We start from the raw sequence: 22,064 nt of genomic DNA on the forward strand, positions 1-22,064 counted from the left end.
CGGACACCCTTGCTGGACCGGCGCACACGCCGGCCTTTCCATGGATCCGGTAGACAATGAACGTCCAACGCCTCAGCTTCGCCATCACCCTCGCCCTGTGCAGCAGCCAGGCCTTCGCCGAAGCAGATGCCAACGCAGAAAGCACTGCCCAGACACTGGACGCCATCTCGGTGATCGGCCAGGGCCAGACCCGGCAGGTGCAACGCATCGGCGAAGTCGACAAGCAGGTGTTGCCGCCGGGCAGCAGCGGCCAGAAGATTCTTGATCGTCTGCCCGGCGTCTCGGTGCAGTCCAATGATGCCTTCGGCGCCAACGAAGAATCGCAGACCATCAGCCTGCGCGGCTTCGACAAGACCCGCCTGGGCTATACGCTCGATGGTATTCCGCTGGGCGACAACAGCTATGGCAACTACAACGGCCTGAGCATTGCACGCGCCCTCATCGCCGAGAACCTGGGCGGTGCCGAGTTGTCGCAGGGCATCGGCTCGCTGGGCGTGGCCTCGACCAGCAACCTGGGCGGGGCAATTCAGTACTTCTCGCAGGACCCATCCAGCGTGTTCGGCGGCCGCGCCAGCGTCACCGTCGGCGATGACAACCAGCGTCGCGGCTATCTGCGCGTGGACACGGGCGACCTGAACGGCTTTGCCGCCTATGTGTCCGGCGTGCATCAGGATGCCGACATGTGGGCAGCACCGCACCAGAACCAGACCACGCGCCAGTTCAACGCCAAGGCGATCTGGAACATCGGCGATCATCGCATCGGCGCCTTCGTCGCCACTTCGCGCGTCAGCCAGGCCAATTACGCCTATCTGTCCAAGAGCATGCTGCAGCGTGGTCTGGGCTACGACTGGAACATCTACGCGCCGGATTGGGACCGTGCGGTAGCGGCGGCGTATTGCGCGCCCGGTACATTCGATGCGGATCGCTGCGCCTTCAGCGGCGGCGTCAACAGCATCGACGACGCCTACTACCAGAGCCGTGCGCTGCGCGATGACAACCTGTATTCGCTCGATGCCAACCTGCATCTCGGTGACGAACTCAACCTGAAGCTGCTGGCCTATCACCACGACAACCGGGGCCAGGGCCATTGGTGGGCACCGGGCCAGGCGTCGCATCCGGGCACCGACAAGATGCTGCCCATTTCCATCCGCAGCACCAACTACACCATCGATCGGCAGGGCCTGACCGCTGCGTTGTCCTGGAACGTCGGCATCCACGAATTGGAAGCCGGGTTGTGGTTCGAGCAGAACGACCACAACGTCGAGCGCAACTTCTACTACATCGACGGCCCCTTCCTAGACGACACCTATCTGAAGAATCCGGATCGTCGCCTGTTCGACCAGGACTTCGACATTCGCACGCGTCAGTTCTACGTGCAGGACCGCATGCGCTTCCTCGATCAGCGCCTGACCGTGGACATCGGCATCAAGAGCCCGAATACGCGCATGCGCGCAACCGCCAAGCCCGGCACCGAGCAGAAATTCGCTTCCGGCACGCTGACCGCCAAGGAGTCGCTGCTGCCGCAGCTCGGCGTCGGCTTCAAGCTCAATGCCAACAATGAGCTGTTTGCCTCGTATGCGGAAAACATCGCCGCCTTCGTCGGTGGTGGCAGCGGCGGCCCGCTGCAGGTTTCGCCCGAGTCCTTTGCCGCAAGCGCGGGTCTGGAGCCGGAGAAGTCCAAGACCTTTGAAGCCGGCTTCCGCACGTTCGGCGACAAGTACCAGGCCTCGCTGGCGGCGTACCACGTGATATTCGACAACCGCCTGCTCTCGCTCAACCCGTGCACCAGCATTGAAGTCGGCACCCGCCCGGAGTGCATCACTCGTTTCATCAACGTCGGCTCGGTGAAAAGCCAGGGTGCGGAACTGACCTTCATCCTCAAACCGGTGGAGGGCCTGCAGTGGTACAACGCGCTGTCCTGGAACAAGACCACCTATGAGGACGATTACACCTCCGGTGGTGCCATCGTTCCGGTGGCCGGCAAGATCACCGTCGACACGCCACAACGCATGGCGTCCAGCGAGCTGAGCTGGAACCGCGATGGCTGGTTTGCCAGCCTGCGCGGCAAGTACACCGGCAAGCGCTACTACACCTATACCAACGACCAGTCGGTGCCCGGGGTGACCACCTTCGATGCCGGCGGCGGCTATAGCTTCGGCCCCGGACTGGGCCTGCAGAACGTCAAGGTGTCCTTGAACGTGACCAACTTGACCAACAAACGCTATGCCGGCCAGCTGAGCTCGTTCGCCCCCACCGACCCCAACGGCACCCGCTATTCGATCCACGCCAGTGCGCCACGGCAGATCTTCATGACCGTGGGTGCGGAGTTTTAAGCCTTTGCCCCCTCCCTTTCGCGCAGCGAAGGGGAGGGTTGGGGAGGGGTGCTTCTCGCGCCGCCCCCTAAAAGTCACAACAAAAGCCCACCCCCTCCCCAGCCCTCCCCTTGGCTCACGCCAAAGGGAGGGGGCCAATCCTTCCCTTGGCTTCGCCAAAGGGGAGGGGCTGAGCGCGGCTCCGGTTGAATTCAGCGTGCGCGGCCAATCCCCACACCTGAACAAGCCCAGCCAGCAAACCCGCCACAGCGCCCCAGTCCGCTAAACTGACCGCCGTTTTTTGTCACAACGCCGGTCATCATCATGCTGCACGCCCAGGTTCACCTCACCCTCCCCGTCTGGATCCACGACGCCGTCGATGCCGACCGCGCCTATACCAGCGATGCGGACAAGGTGGCGTTGGCCATCGAGCTGTCGCGCCTGAACGTTGAACACGCCAGCGGCGGCCCGTTCGGCGCGGTGGTATTCGGCCCGGATCACAAGGTGATCGCCGCCGCCGTCAACCGCGTTGTGCCGCATGCCACCTCGCTGGCGCACGCCGAGAACATGGCCTACATGCTGGCCCAGCAGAAGCTCAACACCCCGCGTTTGAACGCGCTGCTGTCGCCGATCACCCTGGCCACCTCCTCGCAGCCCTGCTGCCAGTGCTACGGTGCCACCGTCTGGGCCGGTATCGACCGCCTGTTGATCGGCGCCAGCGCCGCCGACGTGGAAGAACTCACCCCGTTCGACGAAGGCCCGCTGCCGGCAGACTGGGCCGGTGAGCTGAACAAGCGCGGCATCGAAGTCGTACAAGGCATCAACCGCGACGACGCCCGCGCGGTGCTGCACAGCTACGGCAAGAACGACGGCGCACGCTACTGATTCTCAAAGCCCCTCTTCCTCCGGGAGAGGGGTTGGGGTGAGGGTCCGGCAGGCCGCATGCTGTCTGCTACCAAGCCGTGACTTACCCTCATCCGCCCCTGCGGGGCACCTTTTCCCAGCGGGAGAAGGAAAAGCCCACCCGCTCTACACCAAGGAATTCCATGACCGGCCTGCTCTGCTACTGCCGCCAAGGCTTTGAACCGGAACTGGCCGGCGAACTCAACGAACGTGCAGGTCTGGCCGGCATTGCCGGCTATGCCCGCACCCAGCGCAACGATGGCTACGTGGTGTTTGTCACCGACGAGGCCGAAGCACTGGATCAGCGCCTGCCCTGGCGTGAGCTGATTTTCGCCCGCCAGAAACTGCGGGTATTGGCCGAACTGCCGCAGCTCGATGCCAGCGATCGCATCACCCCGATCATTGCCGCGCTGGAAGGTCAGCAACGCTTTGGCGACCTGTGGGTGGAACACCCCGATTCGGACGCCGGCAAGCCGCTGGCCGGGCTGGCCCGCGCCTTCGGCAATGCCCTGCGCCCCGCCCTGCGCAAGGGCGGCCTGCTCACCGACAAGCCCAACGGCAAGCTGCCGCGCCTGCATGTGGTGTTTGTCGATGGCACGCATGCCTTCGTCTGCGTGGCCGACACCCGCGACAGCGCGCCCTGGCTGCTCGGCATCCCGCGCCTGAAGCTGCTGCCGGATGCGCCGTCGCGCTCGGCCCTGAAGCTGGAAGAAGCCTTCATGACCCTGCTTACGCCGGAAGAGCGTGAAGCCTTGGTGGTGCCGGGCATGCGCGCGGCCGATCTGGGCGCCGCGCCCGGCGGCTGGACGTGGGTATTGACCCGCCAGCACCTGCGTGTCAGCAGCATCGACAACGGCCCGCTGCGCCAGCACGTGCTGGATACCGGCCTGGTCGAGCACCTGCGTGCCGATGGTTTCCATTGGCAGCCGGAAGCGCCCTTGGACTGGATGGTCTGCGACATGGTCGAACAGCCCCGCCGCGTTGCCGAACGCATGGGCACCTGGCTGCGCGAAGGCTGGTGCAAGCACGCCATCTTCAATCTGAAATTGCCGATGAAGAAGCGCTGGGATGAAACCCGCCTGTGCCTGGACCTGTTCGCCGACAAAGCCGGCAAGCCGCTGACCATCCGCGCCAAGCAGCTGTATCACGATCGTGAGGAAATCACGGTGTTTGTGACGCCGCGAGCCAAGGGCTTTTGATCAAGCCCCTCTCCTGCGAAGCGGGAGAGGGGTTGGGGTGAGGGCAGCTTCTGCTTCTGCTTTTACTTGTGCTTCAAGCCTTTCGTTGTTCTCCGCTTTCCACGACAACAGCAAAGCCAAAGCGCCCTCATCCGCCCTGCGGGCACCTTCTCCCGCTTGCGGGAGAAGGGAAAAAAGAAAGCCAGAGCCAAAGCGACAGCCAGAGCCAAAGCGACAGCCAGAGCCAAAGCGACAGCCAGAGCCAAAGCGACAGCCAGAGCCAGAGCCAGAGCCAGAGCTAAAGCCAAAGCAACAGCAACAGCAACAGAAACAACAGCCAAAGCAACAACCAGAACCAAAAGCCCCAGCAGCAGCAAAAGCCGCAGCAGCGCATAAAGACAGCAAGCCGCTCCCATGGTTGCCCAAGCAACCACACTCCGCTCCACCCCAACCCTCTGGCACACTCCCGCTTCCACCCGCACGGAGACCGCCGCCATCGCCCGCCAGATCCCCCTTGCCCGCATCGCCGCCGCCGCGCTCTTCGCCCTGAGCAGCACCGCAATCGCTGCTGACACCTACATCGCCCGCGACCACGTCGGCGACGGCATCTTCACCAGCGGCATCGAAGGCCCGGCCACCGGTCCGGACGGCGCACTTTACGTCGTCAACTTCGGCAAGGACGGCACCATCGGTCGCGTCGATGCAGACGGCAAGGCAACATTGTTCCTCACCCTGCCCGAAGGCAGCATCGGCAACGGCATTCGCTTTGGCAGTGATGGCGCGATGTATATCGCCGACTACCCACGCCACAACATCCTGCGCGTCGCGCCGGGCAGCACCGCCGTCAGCGTATTCGCGCACCTTCCAAACGCACACCAGCCCAACGACATCGCGCTGGCTCCGGACGGCACGCTCTACGCCAGCGATCCGAACTGGGCCAAACCGGACGAGGGCCAGCTGTGGCGCATTGACCGCGAAGGCAAGGTTCAACTGCTTGAATCGGGAATGGGCACCACCAACGGCATCGAGGTCAGCCCCGACGGCAAGCGCCTGTACGTCAACGAAAGTGTGCAACGCAATGTCTGGGTCTATGACCTCACCGACGACGGCAGCCTCGCCAACAAGCGCCTGCTGATCCGTTTCGATGATCACGGCATGGATGGCATGCGCTGCGATGCGGACGGCAATCTCTATATCGCCCGCTACGATGCCGGGGTAATCGCGGTCGTATCTCCCGACGGCAGGAAAATCCGTGAGGTTCCGCTCAAGGGCCGCAAGCCCAGCAACGTCGCCTTCGGCGGGAGCGATGGCCGCCAGGTCTTCGTCACCCTGCAGGACCGGGGCGCGGTGGAAACCTTCCAGGCGGATCGCCCTGGGCGTGAATACGGCCTGCGGCCATCAGCCAAACCCTGATTCTGGCCAGTCTCAGCTGCTGCAATCCATATCAGGCATGCTGTAGGTCATGGGAGGAACGCAATGCACAGCATCGAACTGAAAGACCCGGCCAGCTTTGGCACCGAGTTCCTGCGGCTGACCCTGATGCAGGGTTTCCAGTCGCTGACCAAGCGTGACCTGGAACTACTGATCTTCGTGTTGATCGAACGCGATGGCGCAATCAATCGCAGCGACTCCAACGCCGCAGTTGCGCTGCAGCTGCGGGTCACGCCGGCCAAGGTCAAGGGCCTGCGCCGCGATGGCTATGCGCGTTGGCGTGCGCTGGTTCCCGAGGAAGGCGAAGCCGCTCTGCAGCGCATCGTCGCTGCGGTGCTGACCGAAGCCAATCTGCGCTCCGGCGCAAAGCACGTCAGCGAGCGCAGCCGCAAGGAAGGCTTCCTCGCCATCCGCATCGAGCACCCGGACGATGCGCAGCAGTTCGAGCAGGCGATCCTCGATGTCGGCGCCATTCCGGTATACGAGCGCAACCGTGAAGTGGTTGCGGTGCGCTTCGATACCTTGCTCAAGATCGCCGAACGCTGGAACTACCTGCAGCCCGATCCGCAGGCCACGCTGGATGCTCTGAAAAAAATGGCGCCGGCCTCGGAGGAAGTCGCCGACCTGTTGAAGAAGGATGTCACCCAGCTGCGCTGGGATGACCTGCGGCGCGCACTCAACAGCCTGGGCGCGAAAGCCATCAGCTCCACCGCCGAAGGCGGGCTGAAGGGCTTGCTGAAACTGGTCTTCCCTTTCATTCCCGGCTGAAATTGGCCTGTTCAGGCCTGGCGCACTACCATCGCAGGCACCTCGCTGCAGCGGGGTCCGCTTCCGTCATTGATGAGTCGTGCCATGTCCACGCTACGTTTCACCCTGCCCCTGGCTTTTGCCTGCATGCTGCCCGCCACTGCCATCGCTCAGGCCGTGCAACGCCCTGCGCCTGCGGTCAGCATTCCATTGAACGAAACGCCTGTGCACGTGCGCGAACAGGCGCTGTCCACTGGCAAGGTCACCCATTCCACGCAGATCCTGATGCCTACCGACCAGGCCCAGGTCACCGTGCGATCGATCCAGCCAGACAGCGTGATCGGCAATTACCGTATTGATTTCGCAGCCATGGACGTGGATGGCGATGGCTTCATCAGCCGCGACGAAGCGCAGGCCAATCCGGCCTTGGCTGATGAGTTCAACGCATTGGATACAGCACGTCGCGGCAAACTGTCGCGCGAGCAGTTGGCCGGTTGGTTGCGCTGACGCAGGTTGTAGGAGCGGCGTAAGCCGCGAAGCCGACAATGCATCCAAACCGTGTAGAGCCGAGCCATGCTCGGCTGAAGCCTTACCGGCAAAGCCCCTGCCGAGCATGGCTCGGCACTACAGGATCGCGTTGTTCCGGACGCGGCCGAATTACAGGCCTGAAGCGCGCTTCCAGAACATCGACATCAGCGGCGGCATTTTCCCCGCCAAACCCAATAGCGGGCCACGTGCCAGGGTCAGGTGCATCTCGTCATTGGAGAACACCTTGTTGATCGCATCGAAGCTGTAAGCGGCCACCGTATTTTCGCTACGGCGCGTGCGTGCCCAACGCTGCAGCCGATGCGATGCGCCCCAGTCCTGGCGGCGCTGCCGGGCTGCATGCACCAGATCACGCAGGCCCGCCACATCACGCAAACCCAGGTTCACGCCTTGCCCGGCCAGCGGATGCACCACATGCGCGGCATCGCCCAGGGTCAATACGCGCCCGGCGACATACGCCGTGGCCAGCTGCCGGCGCAGCGGGAATGCCGCCCGCGCCGAAACCAGACGCATCTCCCCTAGTCGGCCGGCAAAGGCATTGGTCAGCTCACGGTTGAAGCTGTCCTCATCCAGCGCCAGCACGCGCTCGGCCTCTGCATCCGGCAAGGTCCAGACAATGGAGCTGCGGTTGCGAGCAAACGGCAGCACCGCCAGCGGACCGGTGGCAAGGAAACGCTGCCAGGCGGTGTCTTCATTCGGCAAGGCGCTGTCCACATAGGCCACCACACCGCGCTGACCATAGTCATGGCGGCTGACATCCAGACCGGCCAAGGTACGCAGCGTGGATTCTCCACCATCGGCGGCAATCGCGATTGATGCCTCCACGCGGCGGCCATCATCCAGGCGCAGACGCACGCCTTCTGCATCCTGCTCCATCGCCTCCACCCGCGCCGGGCAGTACAGCTGTACCCCTGCCGCCGGCAAGGCCGCCCATAGACGGTCGACCAGCAGGCCGTTCTCGACGATCCAGCCCAGCTCGCGGCGACCGAGCGTATCGGCATCAAAGGTCAGATCACCGCCGCCAGCAGCATCCCAAACCCGCATGCGCCGATAAGCGTGCGCGCGGGCCTGGTCCACCTGTTTCCACACACCCAAGGTATCCAGCAACGCCGCGTTGTCCGCAGCAAAGGCGAACACCCGCAGGTCCGGCTTGAGCGGCGACCACGGTGGCGGCTCGCGGCCTTCCACCATCGCCACCTGCAGACCCTCCTGCGCCAACGCCAGCGCGCAGGCTGCACCCACCACGCCGCCACCGACGATTACCGCATCCCATTGTCCGCGTCGGCTCATCGCGCTTCGCTCCTGCACAATTCGGGCACCTGACCACGGAAGCCCATCGCTCCGCCGACCAAGAAGGACTGCAGCCCCGGGGCCTGCGCCGCAGCGACAAGCCCCAGGCTGCGCAGCGGCCGTATCAATGGCGTGGCATTGCTGGTCAAACGCGCAAGTCCATCGGAGAACGCCAGCGTCTGCTCGCGGTCCGGGCCGCGCCGTGTCACATAGGCCTGCAGCAGTAGATCGCTGCCCGCATCCTGTGCGCCATCTTCAATCAATTCGGCCAGGGTCAGCGCATCACGCAGGCCCAGGTTGAAGCCCTGCGCACCCAGCGGATGGATGGTCTGCGCCGCGTTGCCCAGCAGCAGCGCGCGCTCGCCCACCAGCTTCTGCGCCAGCACCTGGATCAGCGGGTAGGCGCTGCGCGGGCCGCTTTCCAGCAGCCGCCCGGCGCGCCAACCCACGGCGGCCTGCAGCCGCGCCAGCCACGCGGCATCGTCCAGCGCCATCACCGCATCAGCCTCATCGCGGGCCACGCCGTGCACTACGCCGTAATGGCGGTCGCCGCGCGGCAGCAGCGCGGTGGGGCCGGTATCGGTGAAGCGCTCATAGGCACTGCCGTCCGGTGCCTTGGCCGCGCGTACCCGGGCCACGAACAGGGTCTGCTCGTAGTCGTGTTCGCTGACATCGATGCCCAAGGCCTTCCGAACCGCGCTGCGGGTGCCATCAGCGCCAACCACCAGCCGCGCATGCAGGCGCTGTTCGCCGGCCTCGTCGGCAAGGATCAGCTCGCGACGGCCATCGCTGCTCGCACCCAGGCCGACGAAGCGGGCCGGGCGGTAGCGGGTCAGGTGCTGCAGCTCGGCCAGCCGGGCTTCCAGCGCCTCGCCGAAGTCCCGCGCCACCACTACCTGACCGAAGGCCTCACGGCCGTAATCGCTGGCCTGCATCACCACCCGGCCGAAATCACCGGCACGGCTGACATGGATGCGGCGGATCGGTCCGCCCGGGTTGGCCAGTTTCTGCATCACCCCCAACGCGGTCAGGGCATTGACGGTGGCGGCGGCAAAGCTGAGGTTGCGTTGGTCGAATACCGCCGGCATCACCCCGCCCGGAGTCGCCTCTACCAGGCCTACATCCAGCCCCAGCCGGTCCAGTGCGATGGCCAGACTGGCACCGACCAGTCCGCCGCCGACGATCACTACGTCATGGTTCTTGCTCATGGGCCAATGATACGGGGGATCACCCCTGCGATTGCGCGGGCCCATGCCGCAGCGCAACCGCAGGTTCACCCCCACTGCGGCTAGAATGGCGGCCTGATTATCGGAAACCGCCACCCATGACCGCCAACGTCCAACGCGCCTTCATCCTGTCCCTGCTCGTGCTGCTGATGGCTGGCACCCGCATCAACCACTTCGCACCGGTCCCGGATGCATCGTGGGCGGTGTTCTTCATTGGCGGTTTCTACCTGCGCAACTGGACCCGCTGGGCGTTCCCACTGTTGATGGGCCTGGCCGTGGTGGTCGACTGGGCGGTGATTTCCAGCCAGGGCATGAGCTTCTGGCAGCATTACTGCGTCTCGGCCGCCTACTGGATGCTGATCCCGGCTTATTTCGCGATGTGGGCCGGCGGCATGCTGCTGCGTCGTTACTACCGCAGCGCCAGCCTCAAGTCGCTGGGCCTGCTGGCCGCCACCGTGATTGGTTCGGTCGCCCTGTGCCACCTGATCGCCCAAGGCAGCTTCTACTGGATCAGCGCCTCGGTCGCCGAGCCGAGCTTCGCCGGCTGGGCCAAGAACTACAGCGACTGGTTGCTGCCGTACATGCAGAGCGCCGCCATTTACATCGGTGCCGCCGCGCTGGTACAGGTTGCCGTTGAAGCCACCAACAAGCAGTCGGCCGCTGGCCGTATTGCCCACTAAGGGCGCGCCGAGCAATGGGTAACCGCCTCTCCAAGATCTACACCCGCACCGGCGACGATGGCAGCACCGGCCTGGGCGATGGCAGCCGTACCGGCAAGGATTCGCTGCGGGTCAACGCCTATGGCACCGTCGATGAGGCCAACTCGGCCATCGGCGTGCTGCTGGCCGTGCACCTGCCGCAGGACATCCGCGACCTGCTGACCACCATCCAGCACCAGCTGTTCGACCTCGGCGGCGAGCTGTGCATCCCCGGCCACGCCGCCATCCATGGCGCCGATATCGACGCGCTGGAGCAGCACCTGGACCGCTACAACGACGACCTGCCGCCGCTGAAGGATTTCATCCTGCCAGCCGGCGGTGAAGGTGCCGCGCGCTGCCACCTGGCCCGCACCATCGTGCGCCGGGCCGAGCGTGAAACCGTGGCGCTGGCCCGGGTGGAGGACATCCGGGCCGAGGCGGTGCGCTATCTGAACCGCCTGTCCGACCTGCTGTTCGTGCTTTCACGCGTGCTTGCCCGGGCCGATGGCCAGGGCGAGGTGCTTTGGAACCACGAACGCCGTCACGGCTGATCCCTCCCTCCTACACGACGCCGCGTCCTGCGCGGCGTCGCCGGTTACAGTGCGGCCATGCTGGTATTCACCCACCCCGCCTGCCTTGAACACGATCCCGGTATCGACCACCCCGAGTCGCCGGAGCGCCTGCACGCCGTCATTTCGGCCCTGCGTGAGGAGTTTCCGGATCAGCTGGAATGGCGCAACGCGCCGGCGGCCAAGCTCGGCGAACTGGCGCGGGTCCACACCCGCGAGCTGATCGACGCCATGCTGCAGGTGCAGACCGCCGCCCTGCGGCGCATCGACCTGGACACCTTCACATCGCCCGGCTCGGCCAGCGCCGCCCTGCATGCCGCCGGGGCCGGCGTGGCAGCGGTGGATGCGGTGATGCTGGAAGAGGGCAACCCACGCGTGTTCTGCGCGGTCCGCCCGCCCGGTCACCACGCCACCGCCGACACTGCGATGGGCTTCTGCCTGTTCAACAACATCGCCGTGGCCGCCGCCTACGCCCGTGACAAATATGGGCTGGAGCGGGTGGCCATCGTCGATTTCGACGTCCACCACGGCAATGGCACCCAGGCCATCTTCGAAACCGACCCGAAAATCGCCTACTACAGCAGCCACCAGTCCGGCCTGTTCCCGTTCTCAGGCAGCATGCGCGAGCGCGGGGTCGGCAATATCTGCAACATCCTGCTGCCGCCGGGCAGCGGCGGCTTCCGCTTCCGCAACACCTGGGCCGACGAGATGCTGCCGCAGATCGAGGCCTTCCGGCCGCAGCTGCTGTTCATTTCAGCCGGTTTCGACGCCCATATGCGCGACCCGCAGGCCGACCTGATGGTCGAAACCGAGGATTTCGGCTGGCTGACCGCCGAGCTGGTCCTGCTGGCCCAGCGCCATTGCAGCGGCCGTGTGGTGTCCATGCTGGAGGGCGGCTACGACCTGCAGGCCCTGCGCGAATGCAGTGTCGCGCATGTCCAGGAACTGCTCGCAAGCCGTTGATGGATGAACCCTGCCCGGCCCGTCCGGCAGGCTTTCATTGCCCCCATGCAGGCGATGCGGCAAGCTAGCGGCCGTTTTCCCCCGAATGCGAACCGCGTGCGCCGAGCTCTCCGCCTGCTTCCCCTGCCCTTGGGCATTGCCATCTGCCTGCCCGCCTGGGCCGACGAGAAGCCGGTGAACTGGGGCCTATGCCCAGCCACCGACACGATCCCAGCGTTCGATGGCGCTCCGCCGGCAGACCCTGCCGCCGCGGCCAACCGCGAGCAGTTGCCGACATCCATCGACGGCAACGAGCTCACCGGCACAAGCACGGCCCCGCAATACCAGGGCAATGTGCTGCTCAAGCGCGGCGACCAGTTCATGGGCGCGGACAACATGCGCATGGACATCGAAAGCGGCAATTACATCGCCGAAGGCAATGTCCGTTATTCGGATTCCTCGATTCGGATGGTGGCCGAACGCGCCGAGGGCAATCAAGACACGGATTCGCACAAGATCAGTGACATCCGCTACCAGCTGGTTTCCCGGCGCGGCAACGGCTCGGCCGACTCGGTGGACCTGCAGGGTTCGACCGGGCAGATGCACCACTCCAGCTACACCACCTGCGATCCCTCGCAGCCGATCTGGAAGCTGGTAGCGCCGCAGATCGACGTCGACAACGACGAAGGCTTCGGTACCGCGCGCAACGCAGTGCTGCGCATCGGCAAGGTGCCGGTGCTGTATGCGCCCTACTTCAAGTTCCCGATCGACGACCGCCGCATGACCGGCCTGCTCTATCCCAAGCTGAGCATGTCCGGGCGCAACGGGTTCGACTACGCGCAGCCGATCTACTTCAATCTGGCGCCGAACTACGACGACACCCTGACCCCGCGCTACATGAGCAAGCGCGGGCTGATGCTCAACAACGAGTTCCGCTATCTGTATTCCGGCGGCCGTGGCCAGCTCGACACCAGTTACCTGCCAAACGACTCACTGCGCGACCGTGATCGCAGCAGCCTGTCGTTCTACGGCTACCACAACATCGACAAGCACTGGCAGGCGCGGGCCAACCTGGCCTGGGTCAGCGACGAACGTTACGTCGAGGACTTCGCCAACCGCCTCAACGGCATCACCGCCTCCAACATGCAGAGCACCGCTGGCCTGTATGGCACCGGCCGCACCTGGACCGCCGGCATCATGGCCGACGAATGGCAGCTGACCGATTACACCTTGACCGAGCAATCCCTGCCTTACAGCCGCCAACCGCGCCTGTTCGCCACCTGGGACGATTCCTTCGGCCGCTGGTTTGAAGCCGGCGTGTATGCCGAAGCGGTGCGCTTCACCCACGATGACATCCGTCACAAGATGCTGGATGCCGATGGCGAATACATCCGCACCGGCGATGTCACCAGGATGTACGGCGGTTCGCGCCTGGATATCAAGCCCTACGTCTCGATGCCGCTGGGCGGCGGGGCCTGGTACATCACCCCGACCCTGGCCTGGCGTTACACCGCCTATGACCTGGAGCGTGGGCTGGCCGATGACATCCGCGCCCAGCAGTTGCGGGCCGCCGGCATCGACCCGGCCACCGCCACCCCGGAGCAGCTGCGCGGCAATACCTCGCCTACGCGCAGCATGCCCATCGCCAGCCTCGACATGGGTCTGTTCTTCGACCGTGAGACCACGCTCGGGGGCAAGTCCTACCTGCACACGCTGGAACCGCGCCTGTTCTACCTGAACACGCCGTACCGCGACCAGTCGGACCTGCCGCTGTTCGACACCCGCGCCTTCACCTTCAGCTGGGGCCAGCTGTTCCGCGACTCGCGCTTCACCGGCGCCGACCGCCAGAACGATGCCAACCAGCTGACCACGGCGCTGACCACGCGCCTGATCCGGCAGGCCGATGGCCGCGAAAAGCTGTCGGCCAGCATTGGCCAGATCACCTATTTCGAAGACTCCCGGGTCACCGTCAACCCGGGCGACCCGGTGGTGAGCGAAAGCAAGTCCGCCTGGGTGGCCGACCTCAACTGGGCGCTGACCGACCGCTGGACCCTCGGTTCCACCTACCAGTGGAATCCCAAGTTCCGCAAGGAAGACCTGGCCAGCGTGCGTGCACGCTACCTGCTGCCCGACGACGGCGTGATCAACCTGAGCTACCGCTACCGCGGCAATCCCACCGACGGCACCGACCAGCTCAAGCAGGCGGACTTCTCCTTCCTGTACCCGATCAACCCGCGCTGGAGCATCGTCGGCCGCTACTACTACTCCATGCTCGACCACAAGCCGCTGGAAATCATCGGTGGCGTGCAGTGGGACAGCTGCTGCCTGGCTGTGCGTGCACTGGCCCGCCGTTACGTCAAAAACCGCGAAGGTGACCTCAACAATTCGTTCCAGATCGAGTTCGTGCTCAAGGGCCTGAGCTCGGTTGGACAGGACACGGACCGCACCTTGCGCCGTGCTATTCTCGGCTACAACCGAGACGACCTCTACCTCGTTCCGCCGAGCAACATCGAAGCGAACGACGACGACTACGATCCCAACCAGATTCCATGACCAAGACCCTTCCTGCAGTCCTCGCCACCTTGTTGGCGTTCTCCGGCGTTGCCGCCCCGGCTGTTGCACAGCAGACGCAACCGCTGGATCGCATCGCCGCCATCGTTGACGAGGGCGTGATCCTGCAGAGCGAACTGCAGCGTGCGGTCGCCAATATCAAGAGCCAGTACGCCGGCCGCGAAGCCCAGCTGCCGCCCGACTCGGTGCTGGAGCGCCAGGTGCTGGAGCGTCTGGTCCTGGTCAAGCTGCAGGTGGCACGCGCCGACGGCAGCGGCATCCGCGTCAGCGACGAGGAACTGAACCACGCCATCAGCAGCATTGCCCAGCAGAACGGCACCAGTGTGGATGGCCTGCGCCAGCGCCTGGCCCAGGACGGGATCGGTTTCCCCGACTTCCGCAACTCCGTCCGCGAGGAAATCATCACCCAGCGCCTGCGCCAGAGCTTTGCGCAGAGCCGCATCAGCGTCAGCGAAGGTGAAGTGGATGCCGCGCTGGCCCAGCAGAATGCCGGCGGCGCCCAGTTCCATCTGGCGCACATCCTGATCGCACTGCCCGAAGGTGCCAGCGCCGAGCAGATCGCCACCGGCCAGAGCAAGGTCGACGGCGTCAAGGGCCTGCTGGACAAGGGTGAGCTGGACTTCTCCGCTGCTGCCGTCCGCTACTCGGACAGCCCCAACGCGCTGGAAGGCGGCGACCTGGGCTGGCGGAGTGCCGACGAAATCCCCAACGCGTTCGCCAACCAGATCAAGACCATGAAGGCCGGCGACGTGCTCGGTCCGATCCGCGGCCCGAGCGGCTTCCAGCTGCTCAAGCTGGTGGAAGTGCGTGACGGCGATGCCGGCGGCGATGGCCAGAAGGTCACCGAATACCACGCCCGCCACATCCTGGTGCGCGTCACCGACCAGGTGGATGATGCCGCCGCCAAGGCCAAGATCGAGACCCTGCGCGCCCGCATCAACGGCGGCGCCGATTTCCAGACCGTGGCCAAGGAGTCCTCGGACGACACCAACAGCCGTGGCCAGGGCGGTGATCTGGGCTGGTTCCCGGCCGACGCGTTTGGTCCGGAGTTCGGCAAGCAGGTTGAAGGCCTGGCCGACAACGGCGTGGGCACCCCGTTCCGCACCGACGCCGGCTGGCACATCGTGCAGCGCGTGGGTTCGCGCCAGACCGACGTCAGCGACAACAACAAGCGCGCGCAGATCCGTGAACAGATCGGCCGCCGCAAGCTGGACGACGAGTACAACCGTTTCCTGCAGGAACTGCGTGGCGAAGCCTACGTCAGCTTCCGCAGCGGTGACCGTGCCGAAGGCACAGCCGACTCGGCGACCACGCCGGCCGAACCGGCCAAGCCCTGATCCATGGCTGCCCAGCTCGCTCTGGTTCCGGGCGAGCCCTCCGGGATCGGCCCGGAACTTTGCATTCGTCTTGCCCAACAGCCGCGCAGTGACTGCCGGCTGTTGGCGTTTGCGGACCCGGATACTTTGCGGGCCGCCGCCAGTGCGCTGAAGCTGCCGCTGCAGCTGCTGCCGGAGCACGCACACGCCCGCCACCCCGGCGACCTGCGCCTGCGTGAAGTCCGCAATGCCAGCCCCTCGCAGTTCGGCCAGGCCGACCCACGCAATGCGCGCGCGGTGATCGATGCCCTGCTCGGCGCCGGTCAAGCCTGCCTGGACGGCAGCCTTGATGGCGTGGTCACCGGCCCGGTGCACAAGGCGGTGATCAACCAGGGCGGTATCGCCTATAGCGGCACCACCGAGCTGCTGGCCAACCAGGCCGGCGTCGAAGTGGTGATGATGCTGGCCAATGACATCGTGCGCGTGGCCCTGGCCACTACCCACCTGCCGCTACGCGACGTCGCCGACGCCATCACCGCCGACAGCCTGCGCAAGGTCGTCAGCACCACCGATGCGGCCCTGCGCCGCGATTTCGGCCTGGCGCAGCCTCGCATCGCCGTGCTCGGGCTCAACCCGCATGCCGGCGAAGATGGCCATCTGGGCCGCGAAGAGCTGGACCTGATCATTCCGCTGCTCGAGCAGTTGCGCGGTGAAGGCCTGAACCTGATCGGCCCGTTGCCCGCCGATACCGCCTTCCTGCCGGCCAAGCTGGCCGGTTTCGATGCGGTGCTGGCGATGTACCACGACCAGGGCCTGCCGGTGCTCAAGTACAGCGGTTTCGAGCAGGCCACCAATATCACCTTGGGCCTGCCCTACCCGCGTGTCGCGGTGGACCATGGCACCGCCCTGGACCTCGCCGGCAAGGGCGTGGCCGACCCCTCCAGCCTGTTTGCGGCGACAGCTTTATGCGCGCAGCTGGCTGCACAACGTAAAATCAGCACATGAATTCAGATCATTCCCCGCGCACCGGCTTCACCGCCCCGGCGAAAAAGCAGCTCGGCCAGCACTTTCTGGCCGACAAGTACTACGTCGAGAAGATCGTACTGGCGGTTGACCCGAAGGGCGACGACCGTCTGGTCGAGATCGGCCCGGGCCAGGGCGCCATCACCTTCCCGCTGCTGCGCCGCCATCCCAGGCTGACCGTCATCGAGTTCGATCGCGACCTGATCGCGCCGCTGACCGAAGCCGCCGCACCGCTGGGCGAGCTGACCATCGTCCACAGCGATGTGCTGCGGGTGAACTTCACCGAGCTGGCAGCCGGCGGCACCATCCGTCTGGTCGGCAATCTGCCTTACAACATCTCCTCGCCGATCCTGTTCCACGCACTGGACCACGCCGCCGCGATCTCGGACATGACCTTCATGCTGCAGAAGGAAGTGGTCGACCGCATGGCCGCCGGCCCCGGCAGCAAGGTTTACGGCCGCCTGAGCGTGATGCTGCAGGCATTCTGCGAGGTACGCGCCTTGTTCGTGGTGCCGCCGGGCGCGTTCCGGCCGCCGCCGAAGGTGGATTCTGCCGTGGTGCGGCTGATTCCGCGTGATCCGGCCAGCGTCGGCATCAATGACCGCAAGCGCTTTGCCGACGTGGTCAGGGCTGCCTTCGGCCAGCGCCGCAAAACCCTGCGCAACGCCCTCAACGGGGTCATCGATCAGGCCCAGTTCGAAGCTGCCGGCGTGCGCAGTGATGCCCGCGCCGAACAGCTGGAAGTTGCCGATTTCATCAGGCTTGCCAACCTGCCGCACGAATAAGCGCTGCATACACGCAAACCGATCACCTGCTTTTGCTTACACTCCTCCCATGGAAGACACCCGCCACTACGCGATCGAGATCGAGGTCTCGCCTCGTTTCATCGACGACCAGTCGGCCCCTGAAGACGGCCGTTTTGCGTTCGCCTACACGATCCGCATCCACAACCGCGGCACCATGCCGGCCCGGCTGATCAGCCGCCATTGGCGCATCACCGACGGCGAAGGCCGGGTCGAGCACGTGGATGGCGACGGCGTGGTCGGCGAACAGCCACGGCTGCGCCCCGGCGAAGAGTTCCGTTACACCTCCGGGGTGATGCTCGGCACCGATCGCGGCACCATGCAAGGCCACTACGACATGATCGCCGACGACGGCACCGAGTTTGCCGCGCCGATCGCGCCGTTCGTACTCGCCATTCCAAGGACGCTGCACTGATGGCGACCTGGGCAATCGGCGACCTGCAGGGCTGCTACGACGTCACCCAGCGGCTGCTGGAGAAAATCAACTTCGACCCGGCGGCGGACAAACTGTGGTTTGCCGGCGACCTGGTCAATCGTGGCGGGCAATCGCTGGAGACGCTGCGGCTGGTGCATTCCCTGCGCGAGCACAGCGTCACCGTGCTCGGCAACCATGACCTGTCGCTGCTGGCCATCGGTGCCCGCAGCGAAGAGGAACAGCGCAAGGTCAACCCGGACCTGCAGCGCATCGTGCTGGCCGAGGACCGCGACGTACTGCTGGACTGGCTGCGCCTGCAGAAGCTGGTGCACGTGGACCGCGACCTGGGCTGGATGATGTTCCATGCCGGGCTCGCCCCGAAGTGGACCGTGGCGCTGGCCGAGAAGCACGCCCGCGAGGTCGAGCAGCAGCTGCATGGCAATGGCTACCGCAAGCTGTTCCGCAACATGTATGGCGACAAGCCGGCCTGGTCGCCGGGCCTGAGTGGCTATGACCGCTCGCGCGCCATCATCAACATCTTCACCCGCATGCGTTACTGCACCCCGAGTGGGCGTATCGGCATGGAAGACAAGGGCACGCCCGGTACCCAGCCGCAGGGCATGTACCCGTGGTTTGAAGTACCGGGGCGGGTCGAACGCGAGTTGAAGATGGTCTGCGGCCATTGGTCGGCGCTGGGCCTGACCATCACCCAGGGCGTGCACGCCATCGATACCGGTGCGGTCTGGGGTGGCAAGCTGACCGCACTGCAGTTGGACAGTGAAGACCTGCGCGTGGTGCAGGTTCCGGGCCGCGATGTACCGGCACCGGTGCCAGGCCAGCATCCGCCGCGCAAGCCGCGCGTGGAGCCCAAGGTCGTCGAGACCAAGCCCGAAGCCAAACCAGAACCACGCAATGAAACACCCCGCCCCGAGCGCAGCGGCGAACATCGCCGTCGCCCGCGCCGGCATCGCCCGCGCGGCAAGAGCGGCAACGGCGGCAATGGCGGCAATGGCAACCCTGCGCCGCCCAGCGGCAACGGACCGGCTGCGTGAGGCGCTGGCCATCAGCGCTGACGCTGATGGTCATCGCACTGTTGGCTGCCTGCCGCCCGCAAAGCGAAGGCAGCGCCGCAAGTCCGCAGACACCCCAACCGATTGAGCAAACCGCGCCGCTCGCATCGCCACCATTGGTGGCCGCTGCGCGTGCGCAGGTCGGGGTGACTACCCGCTACGACCCGGCCTATTTCTCCCTGCCCTATCCCAAGGGCGATCCGCCGCCTGATCGCGGCGTCTGCACCGATGTGGTGATCCGCGCTTTGCGCACACAAGGCGTTGATCTGCAGCAGCGCGTCCACGACGACATGCGCGCGAACTTCGGCGCCTACCCGCAGCTATGGGGTTTATCGCGACCGGACCGGAATATCGACCACCGCCGCGTGCCCAACCAGATGCGCTGGTTCCAGCGCCAGGGCTGGGAGCTGCCGATCAGCGCACTGGCCGATGACTATGCGCCCGGCGACATCGTGGCGTGGAAGCTCAACGGCAACGGCCTGCTGCACGTGGGTATCGTTTCGGACCGGCGACTGGAAGACGGCACGCCGCTGGTGCTGCACAACATCGCGCAAGGGACGCAGGAGCAGGATCTGTTGTTCCGGCACAGCATCATCGGGCATTACCGGATGCCGGGGTGATGGGCTCTCGTGCGAGGCTCTGAAAGCCAAGCGCAAAGCGCTACCCCTCCCCAACCCTCCCCTTGGCTACGCCAAAGGGAGGGAGCTGACCTCGCCGGCTGTGCACCATCCCGCGCGAAGACAAGGCTGTTACCCCCTCCCTTTGGCGCAGCCAAGGGGAGGGTTGGGGAGGGGTAGCTTCAAGCTCCAGCTTGAAACCAGCTCAGCGCCGCCCGTAATGCACGAACCGGAACGAAAATGCATGCCGCTCATCGGCTGCATGCACCTGGCTGTCCAGCTCACGCCACAGCGCCGGGTCAACCTCCGGAAAATGCGTATCGGCCACCACCTCGGTATCCACCAAGGTCAGGTACAGATCGGTAGCCTGATCCATCAGCAGGCGATAGATCTCACCACCACCAATCACGCATAACTCTTCGGCACCCTCGCCCGTCGCAATCGCACGCGCCTCGTCCACCGAAGCCACCGCCTGCATGCCGGCAAACGGTACCTGCCCGCTGCGGGTCAACACCAGGTTGGTCCGCCCCGGCAACGCACGTCCCAGCGACTGCGCCGTCTTGCGCCCCATCAGGATCGGCTTGCCGAGCGTCAGCGCCTTGAAGTGCTTGAAATCATCGGGCAGGTGCCACGGCATCGCATTGTCATGGCCAATGCCGTGATTGCGATCCAACGCAGCAATCATCGACAGCTTCATCACACCGCCACCGGCGCCTTGATGGCCGGATGCGGGTCGTAGCCGTCGATGCGGATGTCATCGAACTGAAAGCCGAACAGATCGGTCACATCCGGGTTCAACCACAGCTTGGGCAGCGCGCGCGGCGTGCGTGACAGCTGCTCGCGCGCCTGTTCGTAGTGGTTGGAATAGATATGCGCATCGCCCAGCGTGTGCACGAAATCGCCCACGCCCAAACCCGTGGCCTGCGCCACCATATGCGTCAGCAACGCGTAGCTGGCGATGTTGAACGGCACGCCGAGGAAGATGTCGCCGCTGCGCTGGTACAGCTGGCAGCTGAGCTTGCCGTCGACCACGTAGAACTGGAACAGGTTGTGGCAGGGCATCAGCGCCATCTGCGACAGCTCGCCCACATTCCAGGCGCTGACCACCAGCCGCCGCGAATCCGGATTGCGCTTGATCTCTTCCACCAGCCACTGCATCTGGTCGATCTCACGGCCATCGGCGGTGGCCCAGCTGCGCCATTGCTTGCCGTAGACCGGGCCGAGGTCGCCATTGGCATCGGCCCACTCGTCCCAGATGTTGACCTTGTTGTCCTTGAGGTAGGCGATATTGGTATCGCCCTTCAGGAACCACAGCAGCTCGTGGATGATCGAGCGCAGGTGCAGCTTCTTGGTGGTGACCAGCGGGAAGCCCTGGTTGAGGTCGAAGCGCATCTGCCAACCGAACACGCTGCGCGTGCCGGTGCCGGTGCGGTCGGACTTCTCGGTACCGTGCTCCATCACATGCTGCAGCAGATCCAGATATTGCTTCATGCCTTCTTCTCTTCCAGTGGGAGCACCGGCTGCAACACCGGCGCGCGGCGAGACATTGCCAGCAACACCAAGCCCAGCACGATCAACGGCAGGCTCAGGATCTGGCCACGGGTCAACCAATCAAACGCTACATACACGCCGTTGTCGGGCATGCGCACAAATTCGACCAGGAAGCGGAAGCTGCCATACAGCAGCGCGAACATGCCGGACACCGCATATCGCGGGCGCGGCTTCAGCGAGTAGAACCACAGCACCAGGAACATCACCAGGCCTTCCAGCAGTGCTTCATACAGCTGCGAAGGATGGCGCGCGTACTGGGTGAGCAGGCCAGCGGCGTAATCCTGCTGGATCTGTACGGCCGACAGCAGCTGCTCCATCGCCGGCAAACCGGCCGGGATGTCCTTCAGCGGCGAATGCGGGAACACCACGCCCCAAGCGGCATTGGTGAACTTGCCGTACAGCTCGCCACCAATGAAGTTGCCCAAACGGCCGAAGCCCAGGCCCAGCGGTACCAGCGGCGCAACGAAGTCGATGGTGTCGAAGAAATGCAGCTTGTGCTTGCGCGTCCACCACCAGCCAGCGATCAATACGCCGAGCAGGCCACCGTGGAAACTCATGCCGCCTTCCCAGACCCGCAGCAGGATCAGCGGATTGGCGAGGAAGTCGGCGGTTGCGTAGAACAGCATGTAGCCGATACGCCCGCCCAGCACCACGCCGAGCATCGCGTAGAACAGCAGGTCGGAGAAGCCGTTCATGTCCACGCCCGGCAGGCGCCCGGCAAGGATGCGGCTGCGGCCCAGCCACCAGGCGGCGGCAAAACCGAGCAGGTACATGATGCCGTACCAGTGCACATCGATCGGCCCCAGCGAGAAAGCGATGGGATCTATGTCATGTAGAAAGAGCATGCGGGCACTGT

The 22,064-nt window shown here is 65.1% G+C and carries 22 protein-coding genes; 16 read left to right on the forward strand and 6 right to left on the reverse strand.

Going from position 1 to position 22,064, the window contains the following annotated elements; genetic code table 11:
- Positions 1 to 56: 56 nt before the first annotated feature.
- The 3 genes from ACVOKO_RS15175 (at position 57) to rlmM (ending at position 4,414) form a co-directional block, all read left to right on the forward strand.
- Positions 57 to 2,333 (forward strand): TonB-dependent receptor, encoded by a 2,277-nt coding sequence (locus tag ACVOKO_RS15175; protein WP_346499724.1) that lies wholly within the window; start codon positions 57 to 59, stop codon positions 2,331 to 2,333.
- A gap of 303 nt (positions 2,334 to 2,636) precedes the next feature.
- On the forward strand, positions 2,637 to 3,197 hold the full coding sequence (locus tag ACVOKO_RS15180) for a nucleoside deaminase (RefSeq protein WP_062169154.1): 561 nt from the start codon (positions 2,637 to 2,639) through the stop codon (positions 3,195 to 3,197).
- 161 nt (positions 3,198 to 3,358) lie between these two features.
- Positions 3,359 to 4,414, forward strand: a complete 1,056-nt coding sequence (gene rlmM, locus ACVOKO_RS15185; RefSeq protein WP_346499725.1) for a 23S rRNA (cytidine(2498)-2'-O)-methyltransferase RlmM — start codon at positions 3,359 to 3,361, stop codon at positions 4,412 to 4,414.
- A 62-nt stretch (positions 4,415 to 4,476) separates the two neighbouring features.
- On the opposite strand, the gene ACVOKO_RS15190 is transcribed toward rlmM, so the two are convergent.
- Positions 4,477 to 4,827, reverse strand: a complete 351-nt coding sequence (locus ACVOKO_RS15190; protein ID WP_346499726.1) for a hypothetical protein — start codon at positions 4,825 to 4,827, stop codon at positions 4,477 to 4,479.
- Between ACVOKO_RS15190 and ACVOKO_RS15195 the strand changes: the two genes are divergently transcribed.
- The 3 genes from ACVOKO_RS15195 (at position 4,808) to ACVOKO_RS15205 (ending at position 7,078) form a co-directional block, all read left to right on the forward strand.
- Positions 4,808 to 5,806, forward strand: coding sequence for an SMP-30/gluconolactonase/LRE family protein (locus ACVOKO_RS15195; RefSeq protein ID WP_346499727.1), 999 nt, complete (start codon positions 4,808 to 4,810; stop codon positions 5,804 to 5,806). The genes ACVOKO_RS15190 and ACVOKO_RS15195 overlap by 20 nt on opposite strands.
- A 63-nt stretch (positions 5,807 to 5,869) precedes the next feature.
- The gene (locus ACVOKO_RS15200; protein WP_346499728.1) at positions 5,870 to 6,592 is read left to right on the forward strand and encodes a hypothetical protein; all 723 of its coding nucleotides are present in this window, start codon (positions 5,870 to 5,872) and stop codon (positions 6,590 to 6,592) included.
- A 69-nt stretch (positions 6,593 to 6,661) separates the two neighbouring features.
- A complete protein-coding gene (locus ACVOKO_RS15205) occupies positions 6,662 to 7,078 on the forward strand; it encodes an EF-hand domain-containing protein (RefSeq protein ID WP_430980795.1) in 417 nt (138 codons plus the stop codon).
- 150 nt (positions 7,079 to 7,228) lie between these two features.
- Here the strand turns inward: ACVOKO_RS15205 and ACVOKO_RS15210 are convergent, their stop codons facing one another.
- Entirely contained in the window at positions 7,229 to 8,407 is a 1,179-nt protein-coding gene (locus ACVOKO_RS15210) for a UbiH/UbiF family hydroxylase (RefSeq protein WP_346499730.1), read from the reverse strand.
- A complete protein-coding gene (gene ubiH / locus ACVOKO_RS15215) occupies positions 8,404 to 9,615 on the reverse strand; it encodes a 2-octaprenyl-6-methoxyphenyl hydroxylase (RefSeq protein WP_346499731.1) in 1,212 nt (403 codons plus the stop codon). Before ubiH ends, ACVOKO_RS15210 begins: the two co-directional genes overlap by 4 nt.
- A gap of 116 nt (positions 9,616 to 9,731) precedes the next feature.
- Between ubiH and ACVOKO_RS15220 the strand changes: the two genes are divergently transcribed.
- Genes ACVOKO_RS15220 through ACVOKO_RS15265 form a run of 10 tightly spaced genes read left to right on the forward strand, consistent with a single transcriptional unit; the run spans position 9,732 to position 19,660 of the window.
- Positions 9,732 to 10,313, forward strand: coding sequence for a hypothetical protein (locus ACVOKO_RS15220; RefSeq protein ID WP_346499732.1), 582 nt, complete (start codon positions 9,732 to 9,734; stop codon positions 10,311 to 10,313).
- Positions 10,314 to 10,327: 14 nt separating this feature from the next.
- Positions 10,328 to 10,882, forward strand: a complete 555-nt coding sequence (locus ACVOKO_RS15225; RefSeq protein ID WP_346499733.1) for a cob(I)yrinic acid a,c-diamide adenosyltransferase — start codon at positions 10,328 to 10,330, stop codon at positions 10,880 to 10,882.
- A 57-nt stretch (positions 10,883 to 10,939) separates the two neighbouring features.
- Complete coding sequence (locus ACVOKO_RS15230; protein WP_346499734.1) at positions 10,940 to 11,863, forward strand: histone deacetylase family protein; 924 nt, start codon at positions 10,940 to 10,942, stop codon at positions 11,861 to 11,863.
- 54 nt (positions 11,864 to 11,917) lie between these two features.
- Positions 11,918 to 14,395: an LPS-assembly protein LptD gene (gene lptD, locus ACVOKO_RS15235; protein WP_430980796.1), complete on the forward strand. Its 2,478-nt coding sequence runs from the start codon at positions 11,918 to 11,920 to the stop codon at positions 14,393 to 14,395.
- Positions 14,392 to 15,750, forward strand: coding sequence for a peptidylprolyl isomerase (locus ACVOKO_RS15240; protein ID WP_346499736.1), 1,359 nt, complete (start codon positions 14,392 to 14,394; stop codon positions 15,748 to 15,750). The genes lptD and ACVOKO_RS15240 overlap by 4 nt, the downstream gene beginning before the upstream one ends.
- Positions 15,751 to 15,753: 3 nt before the next feature.
- Complete coding sequence (gene pdxA, locus ACVOKO_RS15245) at positions 15,754 to 16,734, forward strand: 4-hydroxythreonine-4-phosphate dehydrogenase PdxA (protein WP_346499737.1); 981 nt, start codon at positions 15,754 to 15,756, stop codon at positions 16,732 to 16,734.
- The gene (rsmA, locus tag ACVOKO_RS15250; RefSeq protein ID WP_346499738.1) at positions 16,731 to 17,537 is read left to right on the forward strand and encodes a 16S rRNA (adenine(1518)-N(6)/adenine(1519)-N(6))-dimethyltransferase RsmA; all 807 of its coding nucleotides are present in this window, start codon (positions 16,731 to 16,733) and stop codon (positions 17,535 to 17,537) included. Before pdxA ends, rsmA begins: the two co-directional genes overlap by 4 nt.
- A 49-nt stretch (positions 17,538 to 17,586) precedes the next feature.
- Entirely contained in the window at positions 17,587 to 17,970 is a 384-nt protein-coding gene (gene apaG / locus ACVOKO_RS15255; RefSeq protein ID WP_346499739.1) for a Co2+/Mg2+ efflux protein ApaG, read from the forward strand.
- A complete protein-coding gene (locus ACVOKO_RS15260) occupies positions 17,970 to 19,022 on the forward strand; it encodes a symmetrical bis(5'-nucleosyl)-tetraphosphatase (protein WP_346499740.1) in 1,053 nt (350 codons plus the stop codon). The genes apaG and ACVOKO_RS15260 overlap by 1 nt, the downstream gene beginning before the upstream one ends.
- Positions 19,023 to 19,048: 26 nt before the next feature.
- Positions 19,049 to 19,660: a DUF1287 domain-containing protein gene (locus ACVOKO_RS15265; protein ID WP_346499741.1), complete on the forward strand. Its 612-nt coding sequence runs from the start codon at positions 19,049 to 19,051 to the stop codon at positions 19,658 to 19,660.
- A gap of 202 nt (positions 19,661 to 19,862) precedes the next feature.
- Here ACVOKO_RS15265 and ACVOKO_RS15270 read toward each other — a convergent pair whose 3' ends face one another.
- From ACVOKO_RS15270 to lgt, 3 genes are read right to left on the reverse strand one after another with little or no spacing between them, the layout of a single operon-like run.
- Positions 19,863 to 20,354 (reverse strand): dihydrofolate reductase, encoded by a 492-nt coding sequence (locus ACVOKO_RS15270; RefSeq protein ID WP_346499742.1) that lies wholly within the window; start codon positions 20,352 to 20,354, stop codon positions 19,863 to 19,865.
- Entirely contained in the window at positions 20,354 to 21,148 is a 795-nt protein-coding gene (locus ACVOKO_RS15275; protein ID WP_062169181.1) for a thymidylate synthase, read from the reverse strand. The genes ACVOKO_RS15270 and ACVOKO_RS15275 overlap by 1 nt, the downstream gene beginning before the upstream one ends.
- Positions 21,145 to 22,053, reverse strand: a complete 909-nt coding sequence (gene lgt / locus ACVOKO_RS15280; RefSeq protein ID WP_346499743.1) for a prolipoprotein diacylglyceryl transferase — start codon at positions 22,051 to 22,053, stop codon at positions 21,145 to 21,147. Before lgt ends, ACVOKO_RS15275 begins: the two co-directional genes overlap by 4 nt.
- Positions 22,054 to 22,064 lie beyond the last annotated feature (11 nt).

The sequence above is a fragment of the Stenotrophomonas sp. STEN240 genome, assembly GCF_056756175.1.

Bases quoted from the DNA above. Each gene is read 5' to 3' on its own strand.
- ubiH (WP_346499731.1), bottom strand. From the start codon at position 9,615: ATGAGCAAGAACCATGACGTAGTGATCGTCGGCGGCGGACTGGTCGGT.
- lptD (WP_430980796.1), top strand. From the start codon at position 11,918: ATGCGGCAAGCTAGCGGCCGTTTTCCCCCGAATGCGAACCGCGTGCGC.
- ACVOKO_RS15265 (WP_346499741.1), top strand. From the start codon at position 19,049: ATGGTCATCGCACTGTTGGCTGCCTGCCGCCCGCAAAGCGAAGGCAGC.
- ACVOKO_RS15270 (WP_346499742.1), bottom strand. From the start codon at position 20,354: ATGAAGCTGTCGATGATTGCTGCGTTGGATCGCAATCACGGCATTGGC.
- apaG (WP_346499739.1), top strand. From the start codon at position 17,587: ATGGAAGACACCCGCCACTACGCGATCGAGATCGAGGTCTCGCCTCGT.
- rlmM (WP_346499725.1), top strand. From the start codon at position 3,359: ATGACCGGCCTGCTCTGCTACTGCCGCCAAGGCTTTGAACCGGAACTG.
- ACVOKO_RS15240 (WP_346499736.1), top strand. From the start codon at position 14,392: ATGACCAAGACCCTTCCTGCAGTCCTCGCCACCTTGTTGGCGTTCTCC.
- ACVOKO_RS15275 (WP_062169181.1), bottom strand. From the start codon at position 21,148: ATGAAGCAATATCTGGATCTGCTGCAGCATGTGATGGAGCACGGTACC.
- ACVOKO_RS15220 (WP_346499732.1), top strand. From the start codon at position 9,732: ATGACCGCCAACGTCCAACGCGCCTTCATCCTGTCCCTGCTCGTGCTG.
- rsmA (WP_346499738.1), top strand. From the start codon at position 16,731: ATGAATTCAGATCATTCCCCGCGCACCGGCTTCACCGCCCCGGCGAAA.
- pdxA (WP_346499737.1), top strand. From the start codon at position 15,754: ATGGCTGCCCAGCTCGCTCTGGTTCCGGGCGAGCCCTCCGGGATCGGC.
- ACVOKO_RS15195 (WP_346499727.1), top strand. From the start codon at position 4,808: ATGGTTGCCCAAGCAACCACACTCCGCTCCACCCCAACCCTCTGGCAC.
- ACVOKO_RS15180 (WP_062169154.1), top strand. From the start codon at position 2,637: ATGCTGCACGCCCAGGTTCACCTCACCCTCCCCGTCTGGATCCACGAC.
- ACVOKO_RS15225 (WP_346499733.1), top strand. From the start codon at position 10,328: ATGGGTAACCGCCTCTCCAAGATCTACACCCGCACCGGCGACGATGGC.
- ACVOKO_RS15260 (WP_346499740.1), top strand. From the start codon at position 17,970: ATGGCGACCTGGGCAATCGGCGACCTGCAGGGCTGCTACGACGTCACC.
- ACVOKO_RS15230 (WP_346499734.1), top strand. From the start codon at position 10,940: ATGCTGGTATTCACCCACCCCGCCTGCCTTGAACACGATCCCGGTATC.
- ACVOKO_RS15210 (WP_346499730.1), bottom strand. From the start codon at position 8,407: ATGAGCCGACGCGGACAATGGGATGCGGTAATCGTCGGTGGCGGCGTG.
- ACVOKO_RS15175 (WP_346499724.1), top strand. From the start codon at position 57: ATGAACGTCCAACGCCTCAGCTTCGCCATCACCCTCGCCCTGTGCAGC.
- lgt (WP_346499743.1), bottom strand. From the start codon at position 22,053: ATGCTCTTTCTACATGACATAGATCCCATCGCTTTCTCGCTGGGGCCG.
- ACVOKO_RS15200 (WP_346499728.1), top strand. From the start codon at position 5,870: ATGCACAGCATCGAACTGAAAGACCCGGCCAGCTTTGGCACCGAGTTC.